11 protein-coding genes are annotated in these 16,812 nt (G+C 67.3%); 1 reads left to right on the forward strand and 10 read right to left on the reverse strand.

Annotated elements, in window-relative coordinates; genetic code table 11:
* On the forward strand, positions 1 to 1,022 hold a 1,022-nt coding region (locus tag QRN07_RS10610), incomplete at its 5' end, for a right-handed parallel beta-helix repeat-containing protein (RefSeq protein ID WP_285241001.1).
* Between the two features lie 96 nt (positions 1,023 to 1,118).
* Here the strand turns inward: QRN07_RS10610 and QRN07_RS10615 are convergent.
* The 10 genes from QRN07_RS10615 to QRN07_RS10660 form a co-directional block, all read right to left on the reverse strand.
* A complete protein-coding gene (locus QRN07_RS10615) occupies positions 1,119 to 3,632 on the reverse strand; it encodes a PKD domain-containing protein (RefSeq protein ID WP_231686079.1) in 2,514 nt (837 codons plus the stop codon).
* A 237-nt stretch (positions 3,633 to 3,869) separates the two neighbouring features.
* On the reverse strand, positions 3,870 to 7,445 hold the full coding sequence (locus QRN07_RS10620) for a PKD domain-containing protein (protein WP_285241002.1): 3,576 nt from the start codon (positions 7,443 to 7,445) through the stop codon (positions 3,870 to 3,872).
* Positions 7,435 to 8,370, reverse strand: coding sequence for a hypothetical protein (locus QRN07_RS10625; RefSeq protein WP_056598000.1), 936 nt, complete (start codon positions 8,368 to 8,370; stop codon positions 7,435 to 7,437). Before QRN07_RS10625 ends, QRN07_RS10620 begins: the two co-directional genes overlap by 11 nt.
* Positions 8,367 to 9,134 (reverse strand): hypothetical protein, encoded by a 768-nt coding sequence (locus tag QRN07_RS10630; protein WP_285241003.1) that lies wholly within the window; start codon positions 9,132 to 9,134, stop codon positions 8,367 to 8,369. The genes QRN07_RS10625 and QRN07_RS10630 overlap by 4 nt, the downstream gene beginning before the upstream one ends.
* Positions 9,135 to 9,137: 3 nt before the next feature.
* A complete protein-coding gene (locus tag QRN07_RS10635) occupies positions 9,138 to 9,974 on the reverse strand; it encodes a CDP-alcohol phosphatidyltransferase family protein (protein WP_082178326.1) in 837 nt (278 codons plus the stop codon).
* A complete protein-coding gene (locus QRN07_RS10640; protein WP_285241004.1) occupies positions 9,974 to 11,125 on the reverse strand; it encodes a DUF1972 domain-containing protein in 1,152 nt (383 codons plus the stop codon). The genes QRN07_RS10635 and QRN07_RS10640 overlap by 1 nt, the downstream gene beginning before the upstream one ends.
* 20 nt (positions 11,126 to 11,145) lie before the next feature.
* A complete protein-coding gene (locus QRN07_RS10645) occupies positions 11,146 to 11,601 on the reverse strand; it encodes an FAD synthase family protein (RefSeq protein WP_050686262.1) in 456 nt (151 codons plus the stop codon).
* A 418-nt stretch (positions 11,602 to 12,019) separates the two neighbouring features.
* Positions 12,020 to 12,469 (reverse strand): Fe-S cluster assembly sulfur transfer protein SufU, encoded by a 450-nt coding sequence (gene sufU, locus QRN07_RS10650; RefSeq protein WP_050686261.1) that lies wholly within the window; start codon positions 12,467 to 12,469, stop codon positions 12,020 to 12,022.
* Between the two features lie 22 nt (positions 12,470 to 12,491).
* The gene (locus QRN07_RS10655; protein ID WP_050686260.1) at positions 12,492 to 13,817 is read right to left on the reverse strand and encodes a SufS family cysteine desulfurase; all 1,326 of its coding nucleotides are present in this window, start codon (positions 13,815 to 13,817) and stop codon (positions 12,492 to 12,494) included.
* Positions 13,818 to 14,267: 450 nt separating this feature from the next.
* Positions 14,268 to 16,802: a LuxR C-terminal-related transcriptional regulator gene (locus QRN07_RS10660; RefSeq protein ID WP_502934791.1), complete on the reverse strand. Its 2,535-nt coding sequence runs from the start codon at positions 16,800 to 16,802 to the stop codon at positions 14,268 to 14,270.
* Between the last annotated feature and the right edge of the window lie 10 nt (positions 16,803 to 16,812).

Below are 16,812 nucleotides of genomic sequence, written 5' to 3' on the forward strand. Positions count from 1 at the left end.
CACCGGCTCCGGTCGAGGCTCCGGCCCCCGTCGAGGCAGCACCGGCTCCGGTCGAGGCTCCGGCCCCCGTCGAGGCAGCACCGGCTCCGGTCGAAACCGTCCAGTCCGTGGCCGCAGCCACCACCACCTCGGCCAAGCCATCGGCCGCCAACACCGGCGTTCCGGCCGGAACCACTTTGAAGCCGTACAACACCAGCGGCGCCGACCTGGTCATCTCCGTGGACGGCACCGTCCTGGACGGCCTTGAGATCTACGGCGACATCAAGGTCCGGGCAAAGAACGTGGTCATCAAGAACAGCAGGCTGCATGGCGGCAAGAACCACCCCGCCAACGCCACCGGCATCATCGACGCCAACAGCGCTGCCGTGTCCAACCTGCTGGTGCAGAACAACACCATCAACCCGGACCGTCCCTCGTTCAACCGTGACGGCATCGTGGGCCACGATTACACGGCCCTGCGCAACCACATCCAGCGGACCAACGACGGACTGGGGATCTTCAACCGTCCCGGCGGCCCGGCCACGGCCAACGTGACCGCCAAGGGCAACTACATCCATTCCCTGACGTTCTTCGACCAGGACACCGTGCACTCCGATGGGACGCACAACGACGGCATCCAGGTCCAGGGCGGCGAGAACATCCTGCTCGCCGGCAACACCGTGGTGGCCAGCATCGTTACCGGTGCAGGTTCGGGCCCGAGCCCCCGCGGCACGCACGGCGGCATTGCCATCATGCTCCAGCAGAACGTAGCCAAGCTGGCCAACGTAGTGGTGGAGAGCAACTGGGTGGATGACGGCCAGACGTCGATCAACATCGACAACGGCAAGTACTCCAACATCACGGTGACGGTCCGCAATAACTACCTGGGCCGCAACCAGTACCAGTACGCCAACGGCACCTACCCGATCCGGATCATCCAGCGGTCGGCAAGCACCGTCAGCGGCCTGTCCACCAACCGCTGGGAAGACAACCTGGCCTTCCTCACCGAGGGCAAAACCACCGGCATTCTCTACAACGGCTGATAGCTCAATAGCTGCCCGGCCCGCTCTGCGGCACGGGCCAACAGGAAGGGGAGGAGTGCGCTGGTGGCGCTCCTCCCCTTCCTTTATGCCTGCCGGTCATGGCCTCCTGACGCTGAAATCGTCAAACAGGACCCGGACGGGCAAGTTGGTGACGGCACTGGAGGTGTAGACGGTGACACCTGTGCTGCCGGCGGCCTGCAGTCCCGCTGTTGTATCAGTGGTGCTGGCTCCCCAGCCTGCCGGTTCCGTGGAGCCGCTGGACCACACTTTGGCCCGCAGCTGGCTTGGCCCCGTTCCCGTGACCTGGAACCGCAGCTGCAGCTGGTTTCCGGCACCGGCCGACAGTCCGGTGTTGGCGGTGACCAATGTGGTTTCCACGCCGCCGGAGAGCCGGATCAGGCGCAGGGTCACCACACCGGCAGCGTCGAGCTTGATCCTGGCGCGGTATTCGGCGGTGCCCACCCGCCGGCCCACCAGGCCTGCGTAGGCGCCGCCGCCGTTGGGTACCTTGTCGAAGGACAACGTCGCCTGCACGTCCGTGTCCGTGGCCGTCACGGCGCCAAGATAGGCGGAGGGGCCCCGCCCGGGTTCCAACGTGATCCGCCCGGCCCCGCCGGAGACGGCGAACGGTGTTGACCCGCCGCTGGTGGACCAGCCCCCGCCAAGGTCGGCGCTCCCCCACCCTCCGGTGACGGTCCTGCCAAAGGCATCGTTGGCCAGCGGGCCGTCGGGGTCGCCCCCGGCACTGACCGTGACGGGAGCAGAAACGGAATCGGTGTTGCCCGAGTTATCGGTGACAACCAGGGTGACCGTGTAGGTTCCTGCGGCCGCGTACGTGTGCTGCGCCGAGACGCCGGATTCCGTGCCGCCGTCACCGAACTGCCAGGCATACCCTGCGATGCTGCCGCCAGGATCAACAGACGCTGAACCGTTCACCGCTGCGGTCAGCCCATCGGTGCTGCTGGTGAAGCTGGCCGTGGGCGGCCCGTTGGTTGCGCCGGCAACAGTGATGCTTGCCGCGTTTCCCGTGAGCGTGTTGCCCAAAGGATCCCGCACGGAAATCCGGTAGCTATGCTGCCCGCCCGTCAGCCCGGAATCGGTGAACGACATGGTGGGCCGCTGCCAGAACGTGGACAGCTGCGAGGCCGTATACACCGGCGTGGTGTCGCCGTCGCGGAGCACGGTGTACGTCAGGTTCGAGTTGTCCCGGTCCCAGTTGGCCTGCCACTGGACCCGGACCTGACCGGCACCGGGGCTGCTGAGGCTGGGAACAAAACTTGCTCCGGACACCCGGGGGGCCTGGTCGTTGGGTGCAATGGACCTAACGGCGAAACGGGACAGGCCCTGCTGCGCCCGCTGGTTCACATTTTTGAACTCCCCCACCATCACCACGTAGGAGTTGTTTCCCGTGACCGCCCATGGGCCCTGGCTTTGGCCGCTGGCCGTCCCCGTGTCCATATCAGGGAACCAGTTAAGCATGGCGGGAGCCGGCTGCCCGGTGAAGGATGGATAGCCGTAGATGTCCTTGGTCAGGGTTCCGGTGGCCTCTTTGCCGAAGGCAACAGCCCGGTGCCAGGTCCGTGGTGTGGTTTCGGGGTAACCACCCAGGTTTCCGCAGTAGTGCGGGTGGCCTGCAACGTAGACAGCCGTGTCCGTGGCGAACGCGCCGTAGGAGTCGCCGTGGCAGTCCTCCACCCATTTGACCCGTGCGTCCGACCAGTTGGCGGCAAACGCGCCTTCCAGGTTGCCGCCGGTGCCAAAGATGTAGCCCGTGCCGTAGAACGATGTCCCATCGCTGGAGAGCGACAGGACGGCCGAGTCAGTACCTCCGTTGCGGACCACGTCATTGATGGGGGTGGCCAGGTTCGCGCCGGACACCGCATCCACCATGCCCAGGCCGTAGCCGGGACGGTTGGAGCCGTTCAGGGTGGTGAAGGCGCCGCCCACCACCACTTTGCTTCCGTCGGGAGAGAGCGCCAGCGCGTTGACTTTTCCGTTGGCCGCGTTGGGCGCCCAGGGCAGGAGGGCTCCATTGCCCGCGTTGACTGCCGCCAGCCGGTTCCGCGATGAGGAGCCAACGCTGCCGAAAAGGCCCCCAAACCAGACCTTGCTGCCGTCAGCCACGATGGCCCGTACGGAGCCCCCAACGGAGGGGGCGAAGCCCGACAGGGGGGCGCCGGTATCGGGATTCAAGGCGGCTATCCGGTTCCGGGTGACGCCGTTCACAGTGGTGAAATCGCCGCCAACGTAGATCCTGCTGCCGTCCGGCGACGCCGCAATGGCCAGGGCCTGGCCGTTCAAGGATGCGGTGAAGGAGGTTTTGAGTGCGCCGGTGGCCAAGTCAAAGGCCAGGATATTACGCCGGGGCACGAGTTGTGTGCCGGCAGCGGCGCCGCTGGGCCGGGCGTTGTTGAATTTGCCGGCAACATAAACAGTGGTCCCCACAGTGACGGCCTGCCATGCCACGCCGTCGTGCTGGACCGTGGGGAGGCTGTCAGCGGTGACGGTCACCGGGGTTTTAGGATCATTGGGATCGATGGGAGCGGAGTCCGCCAGCGCCGGTGCCGCAAAGCCCCCACCGAAGAGAAACAGAGTACTGAACAACGCCACCAGCCGGAAAGCTGGTCTTTTCCTGAACATATCAGCCCTTTTCCACGTGCAGACCGAGTCTGTGGCAAAGCGCTGAGTCGCTTTGGGTGATGCTCCGGGCGCAAGCCCGGTCGCATTCCTTCCGCAGGGTTCCCTGTCAGTGCGGAAGAGCACCGTTGGCGCACAGGCTGCGCCGGCGGGGACAAAAGTCCCTGCGGCGCAGCCTGTGCACGAGCCGGTGGTGCGATAAGGCTACTCTTAGGGCACCTTCACCGAATAGTCATCGAACCGCACAGTTATGGGCACGTTGGTGGCGGAGCCGGACAAATAGCCCACCAGCCCCGTTGTTCCGGGTGCCTGCAGTGCTGCGGTGGTGTCGGTGCTGGTCAGCAGCCAGGCTGCAGGTTCGGCAGCAGTATCGCGCCACACCTTGGCCTGGAGCGTGCTGGTGCCCGTGCCCGTCACCTGCATCCGGATCCGGATGGCGTCGCCGGGGGCCAGGGTCAGGCCGGTCAGCGGTGCCGTGGAGATAACGGTTTCGGCCCCGCCCACAATCCGGGTGAGGTACAGCGTGCCTGCACCGGTGGCCGGAACCTTGACCTTGACCCGGTAATCGTCGGACCCCACCCGGCGGCCGATCACGCTGACGAACGTTCCGCCGCCGTTGCCGATCTTGTCCAGCGACGCCTTGACCTGCACGTCGGTGGCGGCGGCGGATACCCCGCCCAGGATCGCCGTGCGGGTTACCCCGCCGGTCGCCAGGATCAGGTTGCCGACGCCGTTTCCAACCGTATAGGCAGCGGCAGTGCCTGCCACGGACCAGGCCCCGCCGGTGTTGGCGGCGCCCCAGCCTGAGGCGGTGGTGCGGCCGAAATCGTCAGCAGCCAGAACGGTGTTGGCCGGTGGCGCCTGGACGGTGACTGCCTTGGTGAGGGAGCCGGTTGCGCCGTCATCATCCGTCACCGTCAGCGTCACGTTGTACGTGCCCGCCGCTGCGTAGGTGTGTGACGGAGTGGCGCCGGTGTCGCTGGTGGTGTCGCCGAAGTCCCAGGCGTAGGCGGCGATGGTGCCGTCAGGGTCGGCGGACGTGCCGGCATTGAAGGCCGCCGCGAGGTTGGTGGCAGTGGACGTGAAGCCGGCCACAGGTACCTGGTTGGGCGGCGGGGCGGTTACGGTGACCGGGTTGGTCACCGCGTTGGTCTGGCCCGTGTTGTCAGTAACGGTCAGCGTGACGTTGAAGGTGCCGCCGGCGGCGTAGGTGTGGTCGGCCTTGACGCCGGTACCCGTTCCGCCGTCGCCGAAGTCCCAGGCGTAGCCGGCGATGGGGCCGTTGGCGTCCGAGGAGGCCGTCCCGTCAACCGACGCTTTCAGCCCGTCCACGGCAGCTGCGAACCGCGCCACCGGGGCGGCCGGCGGAGCAGATACTGTCCGGCCCGAGGCCACGTAGTGGGCCTGGATCCGGGACAGCGGAAGCACTGCCGGGTAGATGGCGACGTCGTCGATCTGGCCGTTGATGTTGCGGCTGGTGGGCCGGTTGCTCCAACTGCCGAGGTTGTCGCCGCCCAGCCGCCAGAAGCCATCGAACTGCCAGGCAGAGGTAACGTCCGCCCGGCTTCCCACCAGGACGCCGTCGACAAACAGCTGCATGCCGTTGCTGCCCAGGGTAGCCACCACATGGTGCCACTGGTTGTCGTTGAAGCTCGCCGTCGAGTTGATGGTCTGCCGGGTCGCGCCGTTGGGGCGGACCCCGAAGAACAGCCTGCCGGTATTGGACATGTACACGGTCCGGTCGAAATCGGTGGAAACGCCGGTGGGTGAGTTGCCGTAGCTGATGATGCCGCCGCCCGTGGTGGACCCGGTCTTGAACCAGGCCTCAGTGCTGAACGTCTGCGGCCGCATGGCGATCGGCATCCTGGCGGCCACGCTGTCGGCGGTGCCGTTGAAGGTTGCCGCTGTCCCGCCGTCGGCGCCCACGGCACCGTCAGCTCCAAGGGTCACCCCGGGGCGCAGGACCAGGTCGTCCTTGCCGGCAAGGTCCACGCCGGTGGTTCCGGCGGCGTCCCCCAGCGGCCAGTAGTTGGCCGGCGCATCGGAAAGTACCGTCTGCGAGTAGGCGCCCGGGGCTGCCACGGTGTCCGTCGCGGTGATCCTGACGATGTCGCTGACTGCCTGGTTGTTGAAGGCGTCCCTGGCATAAATGCGGTACGCGTAGCTCCGTCCCGCGACCCGGTTGGTGTCCAGGAACGTCATGCCGGGCCGGTTCCAGAACCGTGAAGCCTGGTTCAGGGTGGCAATTACCACATTGTCCCGTCGAACCTCATAGACCAGGTTCTCGTTGTCCTGGTCCCAGTTCGCCTGCCAGCGGACCCTGACCTGGCCAGGCGCCGGGGTTGAAAGCGTCGGGGCGAAGTTTGCCCCGGTCACCTTCGGTCCGCGGAGGTTCGGCGCCGTGGTGCTCTTGGCGAAACGGACCATACCCTGTTGGGCCTGGCTGTTGACGTTGGTGAACTCGCCTGAGTAGACCACGTAGTCCGCGTTGCCGGACACGGACCAGGGGCCCTGGTTCTGTCCGGTGAAGGTCCCGTCACTCATGTAGGGGAACCAGTTCAGCTGCGACGGCGCCGGGTTGCCGCCAAAGTTGGTGTAGCCGTGGGTTTCCTGGGTCAGGACACCGGTGGCCTTCTTGCTGAACGCCAGGGCGCGTTGGAACTCCCACGGTTCAGCCTGCGGGAACCCGCCAACGTTTCCGCAATAGTGCGGATGCCCGGCCTGGTACACCACGTCGCCGATGGGGAATACGGAGTAACTATCACCATGGCAGTCCTCGATCCACTCGGTGGAACTGTCCGCCCATTTCACGGAGAAAATGCCTTCAAGGGTGCTGGCCCGGCCAAAGGTGTAGCCGCTGCCGTATACGTTGGTGCCGTCGGTAGCCAGCGCCGTGATGGAGCCGCCCGTGCTGCCGTTACGGACAATGTTGTTGATCTGGAAGGGCTGAGAAGCGCCCAGGTTGGTGTCCACCTTGCCCAAGCCGTACCCGGGGTTGGCGGATCCGTTCAGGGTGGTGAAGGCGCCGCCCACCACCATGCTGGCCTTGTCCGGAGAGAGTGCCAGGGCGTTGACGCGGCCGCCCACGGCCACCGGGTTCCACGGCAGCAGCGCGCCGTTCGAGGCGGCGGCGGCAGCCAGCCGGTCACGGGTGACGGTGCCTACGCCGTTGAAGAGTCCGCCCATGTAGACGGTGGTGTCCGTAGCCACAATGGCCCTTACGGAAGCGGACATGCGCGGCAGGAACGAGGTGTTGATGCTGCCCGTTGTCGGGTTCAGGGCGGCGACGCGCCAGACGGTGGCGCCGTCGATGGCCGTGAAGGAACCACCCACGTACAACCGGCTGCCGTCCGGTGAGGCGGCCAGGGACGTGACTTCGCCGTTCATGCTCGGGTGGAACGTGGGGTCCAGCACACCGGTCCTGATGTCGTAGGCCAGGATGTTGTTACGGACCACTTCCTGGGTGCCGGGTGCGGCGCCGGCAGGCCGGGCCATGGTGAACTCGCCGCCGACGTACACCTTGTTGCCGATGACCAGCTGGGTCCAGCCCACGCCGTTGTGCTGGGCGGTGGGCAGCCTGTCCGCGGTGACGGTCAAGGGGACATCAGGGGCCGGGGCACTGTCGGCTGTCGCCGGAGCTGCACCCCAGACGACGCCCAGTGACAGCGCCATTGCCGCACTGAGGACCATCACCAGGAGGGACCGTGGGCCGCGGTGCGGCGGGGGCCCCTCCTGGCTTGCCGTAAGGCCGGGGCTTTCCACCCCGGCTTGATGCTTAGAACGCATTGCTTTCTCCATCCTTGAGGGTTGCTGCAGTTCCGGGGCTGCTGAGGGCCAGCACATCCGAGTCCGAGTAGAGGCCCCGGATCCAGTGATCGTTGCGGTCGTTGCCCACGTTGTTGAGGCTGAGTGCGGTGCTTTGACTTCCCGGGATCATCGGGAAATGCCTGGGCACGGCGCTTACCTGTCGGGTCCGGATTCCGGCCCGCAGTGCGGTCCAGTGCAGCCAAATGTCATCGGCGCCGGGGCACAGGTCCAGGAAGGCGTCCCCGCCCCGCCGGAGGGCAGCCAGCATGAGCGGCGGGTAGATCACCCCGGAGACCCCCAGGGCGAAATTGTCGATGCCGGCGTCGGTGTCGTGGCGCCGCGCCCAGCCCGAATACCCGGTGATGCTGCCGCTGTCAACGCCCACCACGCTCACCCAGTGCCCGCCCACCGTGTCCGGGTGGTCGCGGTGGCTTGCCACCAGCGCGGCAAGCCACCCGGCCGGGTAGACGATGTCATCGTCGGCGGTGGCCAACGGACACTCGAACTCTTCCGTCGAGAGGACGTAAGGGTAGTACTTCGTGTGCGGTCCGTAGTTTGAGGTAAGGCGCACCTCCAGGCCGCGTTGCTGCAGCCGCCGGAGCTGCGGGGTCAGCCGGACCATCAGCGCCGGGTCGTCCAGCCAGAGGATCAGGCGGCGCGGCCGAACGGAGCCGCGGGCAATGGATTCCAGGGCGATATCCACCGTCTGCAGGCGCGCGCCGTGGGTGGTCATGGAAACCACGACGTCGGCCGTTCCGGTGACGGACTCCGCCACCAGGCGGTTGCGGCAGCGGAGCGCCACCACGCCAGCATGGGCGCGGACGCGTTTGGCCGCCTTGCGCAGCCGACGGGCCGTGGCGCGTGCCTGCGTCACCGGCCCCGCAACCATGAGGGCCGGGGTCATGCGGGGGCCTGGCCTTCGAAGGCGGCGATGGGCGTTCCGGCGTCGAGGTTGAAGAAGATCTTTACGCTGCCGCGGCTGTCCTTCGGGACACCGAAGACAAAGATGCCGGTGGCGCTGGCGCCAGGGGCCACGGTGGCGGGGAACGGCTCCGGGCCCGGGCCGCTGAGGCTGCTCGCCGGGGAGTTGTCGGCCCCGTAGCTGACGTTGATGACCGCCGGGTCCAGCGAAATTTCCGCTGCGGTGTCGTTCTTGACGGTGATCTTGAAACGGAGCGCCGGGCCTGCAACTTCGCCGATGCCTGTGGCTTCGCCGTTGACCGCCTCAACGTCTGTGATCGCAGCGGAAACCCCGGTCTTCACCACTGCGGTGCCCACCAGGGGCACGGCAGGAGCAACGGGTTGTTCCACGGCAGCAAGTTCCTCGTCGCTCCCGGCCGGTGGAGTTTCCACAGCGGGAGCCGCTTCCGGAGCCGGGGCCTGGGGCGGTTCCGCTGCGGGAACCGGGGCAGGGGGCGCCGACGGATCGGCGGACGCCGGGGCGGCGGATGGATCGGGGTCCGCCGCGGCGGCGGACGGATCCGGACCCGACGTATCGGGAGCAGCCGAGGCAGCCTCCGTGGCCTGCGCCGCGGTGGGCGACACACCCGGCCGGGTGGTTGCCCACACGGTGCCGGCAATCAGCAGCAGCGCCAGCACCACGGCCACGATGATCAGGCGCCGTCGGCCGGCGAGGGGTCCCGCGGGGTTATCAGGGGTGGTTTCCATCAGTTACGCTCCTGCATCCGACATGGTGGTTCCGATGGCGGGACGACGGTCCCGGCCCAGGCGTGGCTGCGCTCCGTGGACGGCGGTAAGTTCCCGGAACCACTTCACGGAGGACAGTGCCAGGAACGCTGTGGTGGCGGCGAAGATCGCCGTGTAGACGGCCAGGAACACCGGGGTGGCGCCGTAAAGCATAAAGCTGAGGCACAGGACCCCGTAGTCCATGGGGACCACCAGCACGGCGCGAAGCCAGGACGGCGGGGCCCCTTCGTGCTGGCCCGGAACCACCCCGGCCTGCCGACGCAGCTGCTCGGTCAGGATCATGCTGAAAAACACCACTGCCGAGACCACCGCCGAGCCGAGGGGCACCAGGAGCCACACCGGGTCCACCGCCGCGAACCGGTAGAGGCCCACCAGCAGGGCGAGCGGAAGGGTGGAGGTTTTGAGGGCATCCACGATGTGGTCAAGCCACTCCCCCGCCGGCGAACCGGCTCCGGTAAGCCGGGCGAGTTGCCCGTCCGCGGAGTCCAGGGCATAGCCCAGCACCAGGGCCAGTGACACCAGGATCCCCAGCCCCCATGACGGCGGGAAGGAAATCAGCAGGGCGATGCCGGAAAAGGTGAAAAGCGCGCTGATGCCGGTGACCATGTTGGGGGTCAGCCTGGCGCCGAAGGCTGCAGCCGCAAGGTAGCGGCCCATCCTGCGGTTGACGAAACGGGAGTAGGCCGGCGCGCTGCGGGCAGCCGCCTTCTGCGCGCCGGACAGCCTGTCCACGGCGTCCCGGAAGCCGGCGTAGGGCAGCAGTTCCCGGGCTTCCGCGGCTTTGGCGTGCTGGCCCGGCATTACTCGGCCCCCACAGTGGTCTGTTGGGTGCCCCGCTGCACGCGCCGGGCCCGGCGTGGCGCCGGCGCTGTGGCAGCCACCAGGTCAGCGCACAGGCCTTCGTAGCCGTCGGTGACCAGGTCCCAGTCGAACCGGCGGGCCAGGCGCTGTCCCAGGACACCGCGTTCCCGCAGGCCGGGCAGCCCGCTTTCGGCTTCCTCCGCGAGCGCGGCCACGCCTGCAGGGTCGGCGAAGTACCTGCCCGCCGTCGAGAGCACTTCACGGTTGAAGTCCACATCGAATGCGTTGGTGGCGGCCCCCGACCCGATGGCCCGCAGCAGGGACGGGTTGGTGCCGCCCACGCTGTGTCCGTGCCAGTACACCAGGGAGTTTGCGTACAGCTGGTCCAGGAGGTCCTGGTCCCAGACGCCGCCAACAAACCTGACCCGGTCGTCGGCCAGGCTGTGCACCTGGCGGGTGTAGGCATCGGAGTAAGGTGCCGAGCCCACCACAATCAGCGGCTCCTTGGCTTTGCTGCGGACGTAGCCGTCCACCACCATGTGGACGTGGTTTTCGGGCTCGAAGCGGGCCACCACCAGATGATAGCCGCGGGGCTGCAGGCCCAGCCCTGCGAGCTTGTCGGATTTGGTGCCGGCCAGGATCGGGGCACCGTACGGCAGGTAGTAGGTATCGGCGTCGAACCGTTCCCGGTAATACGTCTGGATACCCACGGCGTCGGCGATCAGGGCGTCGGACCAGCGTACGGCCATGGCTTCGGCCCGGCGGTAGTAGCGTTTGCCGGACCCGCCCCACTTGGCCCGCTTCCATTCCAGGCCGTCCACGTGGGTGGCCACCGGAACGCCGGCCGCCCGGATCAGGGGCAGGTAGGGGGCGTTCGCGGCGTTGAAGACAATCGCAGCGTCCGGCCGGTGTGCCATCAGGTGCATCACGGACAGGCCCGTGTGGCTGAGCGTTTCCAGTGACCTTTTGTGCATGGCCGGCAGGAACACCAGGTCCATTCCCAGGTAAGTGGAATCCGGCCGGGGACCTGCTCCGGTGTCACGGCAGTAGACCGTAACCTGGTGTCCGCGGGCGCAAAGACGCTGGCCGATCTCCTCGATGGCCGTTTCAAAGCCGCCGTACCTGGCCGGAACCCCGCGGGTACCCACCATCGCTATCCTTAGTCCATTCATCACTGCACCCCCTGGATTCTGTCCGCTGCTGCCGGACGGTTGATGAGTTCAAGAGCGGTCCGCAGGACCGAGCTGGAGGTCTGGACGGTGTAGGGGAAATAGACCACTTCCACCCCCACCTCCGAAAAGACGTGTTCAAGGTGCATTCCGGCAGGCGTGCCGCGCCAGTCGTCGCCCTTGAAAAAGACGGTGAACCGCAGTTCGTCCCAGACCTGGAGCTTCTCCGGTGCGGACTCGGCGTAGACCATGTCCACATAGGTGATGTTGCGGACGATTTCGAGCCGTTCAGCGAGCGGAACCACAGGCGCCCTGCCCTTGGTGAGCTCCAGCTTCTCGTCCGAGACGACGCCCGCAATCAGGTAGTCACACTGCGATTTGGCGTGTTTGAGGATATTCAGGTGACCGATGTGGAAAAGGTCGAACGCGCCCGGGGCATAACCGATTCGAAGACCCATGACTCTGTGCCTCCCCGGTCAGCCGGCCTGCAGGGCCACGGACATCGTGCGGCCCAATGCTGGTGGGGGCGGGGCGAAAGGCTGGCCGGAACGGCGCCGGCGGTGGGAAGGAAGGCCGGCAACGCGGCCCACGCAGGAACCCTGCCGGTTTTTGGGTGCGGAAAATTGACTGGCCTGACTCATCCTGAGACCTTCTCTAGGTAGGTATTTCCTGAGGTGAGGACCAGTCAAGCGGCTTGGCAGTACGGGTGCACCGGTACTTGCTACCTGTCTTGGCAGGGTACTGCTACCTGCATGTACTCATCAGGCAGGTAGCGGGTACTGGTGGTGCAGCCGGGACAGCGGGTGGGGCCGGAACTGCGGTCATCCGCACAGTCCGGTGGGTGGAGGCAGTCCGCGGCGGGCGGCTGCCGGCAGGTCAGGAGGCCTGGTTGAGGGCGTCCTCGGCCGCGACCCAGGAGATCATGGCGCATTTCACGCGCGCCGCATACCTGGCCACGCCCTCGAAGGCTGCAGCATCGCCCAGCAGCGCCGGGTCGGCAGGGACTTTGCCGCGGGAGCGCAGGACGTCCCGGAAGCTGTCGATGACCCCATGCAGTTCGGCCACCGTCATGCCTTCGGCCATTTCGCTGAGCACGGACGCCGAGGCCATGGAGATGGAGCAGCCCGCACCGTCCCAGGAAACCTGGGCCACTTTCCCGTCAGCGACGGCAAGCCGCAGGGTGACTTCGTCGCCGCAGACGGGATTGAGCTGGTGCGACTGGCCGGTAGCCGCGCCTTCGGGGGCCGCTGTGCCGGCCAGCCCGCTGCCGTGGCGCGTTTTGGCGTGGTCCAGAATGATCTGCTGGTACAGCTGGTCAAGGCTCATGGGTACTCCTGGGGTTACGGGACTAGGCGCGGAAGTAGGCCCGCACGCCGGACACAGCATCCAGGAACCGGTCGACGTCGTCGGTGGTGTTGTAGAGGTAGGCGCTGGCCCGCGTGGTGGCGGTCAGCCCCAAGCGGCGGTGCAGCGGCTGGGCGCAATGATGGCCCACCCGGACGGCGATCCCCCGGGAGTCCAGGAACTGCCCCACGTCGTGGGCATGGACACCCTCGACGTCGAACGCGGCCAGCCCGATCCGCTCCTTGCCGGCGGCGGGGCCGAGCACCCGGATGCCGGCGATGGATTCGAGTCCGGTGACCATACGCTGGCCCAGCTCACCTTCCCAACGGTGGATCCGGTCCAGGCCCGTTTCCGTAAGGTAGTTGGCCGCCGCAGCCAGGGCTACGGCCTGGGAGATGCGCTGCGTGCCGGCTTCGAAGCGTTGCGGCGCCGGCAGGTACTCGGCACGCTCCATGGTGACGGTGGTGATCATCGAACCGCCGGTAAGGAAAGGCGGCAGGATGTCCAGGATCTCCTGCTTGCCGTACAGGACGCCGATCCCGGTGGGCGCCAGCATTTTGTGGCCGGAGAAGACAGCGAAGTCAACGTCCAGCGCCTTGACGTCCAGGGCCAGGTGCGGAGCCGACTGGCAGGCGTCCAGGACCACCAGAGCCCCCGCGCTGCGGCCCAGCGCCACGAGTTCCCGGACCGGGTTGATGGTGCCCAGGACGTTGGACGCGTGGGTGAAGGCCAGCACTTTTGTGCGGGGACCAACAATGTCCCGGGCCTGGTCCAGGCGGAGGCTGCCGGTGTCGTCGATGGGGATGAAGCGCAGGACAGCGCCGGTGCGGAACGCCAGCTCCTGCCAGGGGATCAGGTTGGCGTGGTGCTCCATCTCGGTGACCACAATCTCATCACCCGGTTTCAGGGCCAGGTCCTTCAGCCTGGCATCACCCCGGCCCTGGGCTGCCCACAGCGTCGCGTTGGAGAGGGCATAGCTGATCAGGTTCAGGCCCTCCGTGGCGTTGGAGGTCCAGATGGTTTCCTCGTAGCCGGCGCCCACAAAGTCGGCGAGAGTCTGGCGTGCGTCCTCGAAGGCCTCCGTGGCCTCGACGGCGAGGTGGTGGGCGCCGCGGTGCACGGCGGCGTTGCGCTGTTCGTAAAACTCCTGCTCGGCTTCGATCACGCTGAGCGGGTTCTGCGACGTGGCCCCGGAATCAAGGTAGACCAGCTGCTGCCCGTTGACCGTCTGGTTCAGCACGGGGAAGTCGTTGCGGATCCGCAGCACCTCGGCGTCGTCCATGGCCGGCAGGGCACGTTCCAGGGTGGCTGGCGTTGTTACTACGGCCAAAACGAACTCCTTGAGATGCCAACTGTTGACTCTCAATTGTCCCACAACGCAGCTGTGGCGGCCGCCCCGGGGGGACGGCCGCCACAGTTTCTCCGGGCTTCAGCCTGCGGAAAGAAGGGCCGGCGACGGCTGGGGGGAGAGTCTCGGTCTCAGAAGACTCTGACGTCGCCGGCCCCGTCTGGAGCCGGCCCCCTTGGTGGGGAGCCGGAACTTTCGGGAGACCTGGTATGCGGGCTGTCCGGCGGCGGTTTCCCCGCTGCTTTCCTTGCCTGCTTAAGTAAAGCGTCGGAGCCCGGACGCGTACACGAGTAGCTTGTACTCGACTTTGAAACGGGTCGGTACTGGGTCCGCCGGAGCCGCGGACTGCAGGCCCGCCACAGGCACACGGACATGCCGGGTCCGGCCGGAAAAACCCGGATGCGCCCGTGCCGGGCACACCCGGGTGCTGTACTACTTGGGCAGGGCGGACTCGAGCTCTTCGCGGCTGCGGACGCCGAGCTTGACGTAGGTCCGGTAGAGGTGGCCCTCCACGGTGCGGACGGACACCATCAGCTTCTGGGCGATTTCCCGGTCCGTGTACCCCTGGACGGCCAGGCCAACAATGTCCTGTTCGCGGCGGGTCAGATGGACGGCCGGGGCGGCGGCGATAAACCGGCCTTCCCGGAACCGCTCGCCCAGTTCGTGGTCGCATTTTTCCCGCTGGGCCACGGCCTGCCGGGACCGGCGCCGCTCCCCGGCCTGTTCCAGGAGCGTACTGGCCCTGGCGTATGCCTCACGGGCCAGGTTGACGAAGCCGGCTTCCTCCAGGGCGGCTGCGGTGTCCATCAGGGCATCGCCGTCGCCCACTTCCCAGCCGGCAGCCAGGGTCAGCATGGCGCCGGCCCACCTTCCGTCAACGGTGCGGGCCACGTTCTGCACCATCGGGATGACGGAAGGGTCGCCCAGTTCCCAGCACATGGCGAGCAGTTCAAGGAGCGTGCCGGTCCTGCCGGCGGCCTCGGCGGCCGTGACCAGTGTGTGGAGGGACGCGAGGCCCTTCCCGTCCCTGGCCAGGTACTCCGCTGCAGCGGCGCAGTGGGCGGCTGCCAGAAGGTCGTGGGCCGGGGCCCCTGCCACGGCGTCGCGGCAGTCCCGCTCCAGCCGCTGCGCCTGGGCGGTATCGCCGAGGCGTGCGGCCACATAGAAGCCGAGGGACGCGCCGAACCGGAAAAGCTGCAGCGGGTCGTTGAGCCGGAGGGCCTCGACGGCGGGCAGCAGCACCTGGTAGGCGCGTTCCATCCTGCCCTGCCGCAGCAGCGAGTAGCCGCGCAGGATCTGCAGGCTGCCGTTGAACACGGCGTGCCCGGGTGAGTGCGCCGAGGCGTAGTTGTTCAGCTCGCGTTCCGCGGTTTCCCATTCGCCCATGGCCAGGTAGGCGCTGACCAGCCGGCCCAGGACCAGTTCCGGGAAGAAAAACAGGCTGCCTTCAATCGCGGGAAGCTCGGACGCCGCCATCAGGGCGGCTTCCACCCCTTCATCGGCCCGGCCCGCGGCGGTCAGGGCGTGGGCCAGCAACGCCCCGCCCATGGCATGCAGGGGCAGGCCGGTGGCACCGTCAACAGCGCTGCCTGCTGCGGTACCCACTTCCGCGGCGAGCCCGGCGGCGTCCAGCTCACCACCGCTGCGAAGCAGGGCCATCAGGGTCAGCGGCCACTGCGGCGTCCCTGCCACACCGGTAACCGCCATCACCTCCTCGGCTAGGCCCGCGAGGGACTGGCCGTTGGCCTGGTGGGCGAAGGCACGCAGCAGCAGCACGGCAGGGCCATCGGCGTGGTTGAGCAGGGCCTCCCAGCAGCCGTCCAGCAGGGATGCCGCTTCCAGGTAGTACCCGTCGTTGAAGAGTGCCCGCGCCTGGATGGCCTGTGCCAGCGGGATCAGCGCCGGGTCCTGGACCTTTGAGGCGATCATGCGGGCGCTGGTATTGCGGAACCGGTCCAGGGCTTCCCGTGAGGCCTCGATCAGCGCGGCGTCAGGGATCCGCAGCCCGCACTCCAGGGCCCACTCCACGGAACGGGTCCGGCCTTCGCCGTGCAGCAAGGTATCGGGCAGGTGCGGCCGGGTTTTTTCGAGCAGCTGCAGGCTCCTGGACACCGAGATGGTGTTCCTGATGGTTTGGGCCAGGAGCACGTTCCACAGGGACAGTTCGGCCGGAATCGACGGGTGTTCCACCACCACCTGCTGCTCCAGGAGCGAGCGGACCACGGCGGCTCCGCTGATGTCCTCGATGGCCTTGCGGCTCACGGGACCGGCCAGGGCGACCAGTTTCAGGGCTTCCTGCTCGTCCTGCGGGCGGCGGAGGTGCTCCTTGGCCACCACTGAGCCGATTCGGTCCCCGTCGGAGGGCAGTGGGCCCAGCAGGATCCAGATCCCGTTCCGTTTGGACAGCACCCCGGCCTCGGCTGCATCGTGCAGGAGCGCATCCAGGATGCGGGGGTTTCCGCCGGATGCGCTCCAGACCGCATCCACAGTGGCTGCCGGGACGGTGCCGTCCAGTACATGCGCCAGCACTTCCTCGATCTGCTCCCTGTTGAGCAGGCGCAGGTCCACCCGCTCGGCGAGGCCGTCGTACCAGAGCTGGTCCAGGGGCCGCGGCAGCCCGGGCCGTGGCCTGGCGGCGGCCACCACGGTGGCCCAGCCGGCCGAGATCAGGTCCGCCACCACGCCGGCTGAGCCCTCGTCCAGGTAGTGTGCGTCGTCCACCACCAGGAGGACCGGCGCTCCGTTGACGGTTTTCAGTTTCTCGAAGTACGTCCACATGGACCGCAGCACTGCCACCGGGGAAATCGATTCCTCCGCCGTGAGATCGGCGGTGTAAGGGGTCAGGACTCCGAACGGAACATTGGAAAGCGCGGAACTGCCGTGCATCTGTAGAACATTGAGTTCATCCGACAAACGCTCAACGATCCCGTCCGTCAGCGATGTTTTACCGAGGCCCGGACCCGCCATAACGTAGACC

This window comes from Pseudarthrobacter sp. MEB009 (assembly GCF_030208875.1).
Taxonomy (GTDB): domain Bacteria; phylum Actinomycetota; class Actinomycetes; order Actinomycetales; family Micrococcaceae; genus Arthrobacter.

Bases quoted from the DNA above. Each gene is read 5' to 3' on its own strand.
- QRN07_RS10620 (WP_285241002.1), bottom strand. From the start codon at position 7,445: ATGCGTTCTAAGCATCAAGCCGGGGTGGAAAGCCCCGGCCTTACGGCA.
- QRN07_RS10625 (WP_056598000.1), bottom strand. From the start codon at position 8,370: ATGACCCCGGCCCTCATGGTTGCGGGGCCGGTGACGCAGGCACGCGCC.
- QRN07_RS10630 (WP_285241003.1), bottom strand. From the start codon at position 9,134: ATGGAAACCACCCCTGATAACCCCGCGGGACCCCTCGCCGGCCGACGG.
- QRN07_RS10635 (WP_082178326.1), bottom strand. From the start codon at position 9,974: ATGCCGGGCCAGCACGCCAAAGCCGCGGAAGCCCGGGAACTGCTGCCC.
- QRN07_RS10640 (WP_285241004.1), bottom strand. From the start codon at position 11,125: ATGGTGGGTACCCGCGGGGTTCCGGCCAGGTACGGCGGCTTTGAAACG.
- QRN07_RS10645 (WP_050686262.1), bottom strand. From the start codon at position 11,601: ATGGGTCTTCGAATCGGTTATGCCCCGGGCGCGTTCGACCTTTTCCAC.
- sufU (WP_050686261.1), bottom strand. From the start codon at position 12,469: ATGAGCCTTGACCAGCTGTACCAGCAGATCATTCTGGACCACGCCAAA.
- QRN07_RS10660 (WP_502934791.1), bottom strand. From the start codon at position 16,802: ATGGCGGGTCCGGGCCTCGGTAAAACATCGCTGACGGACGGGATCGTT.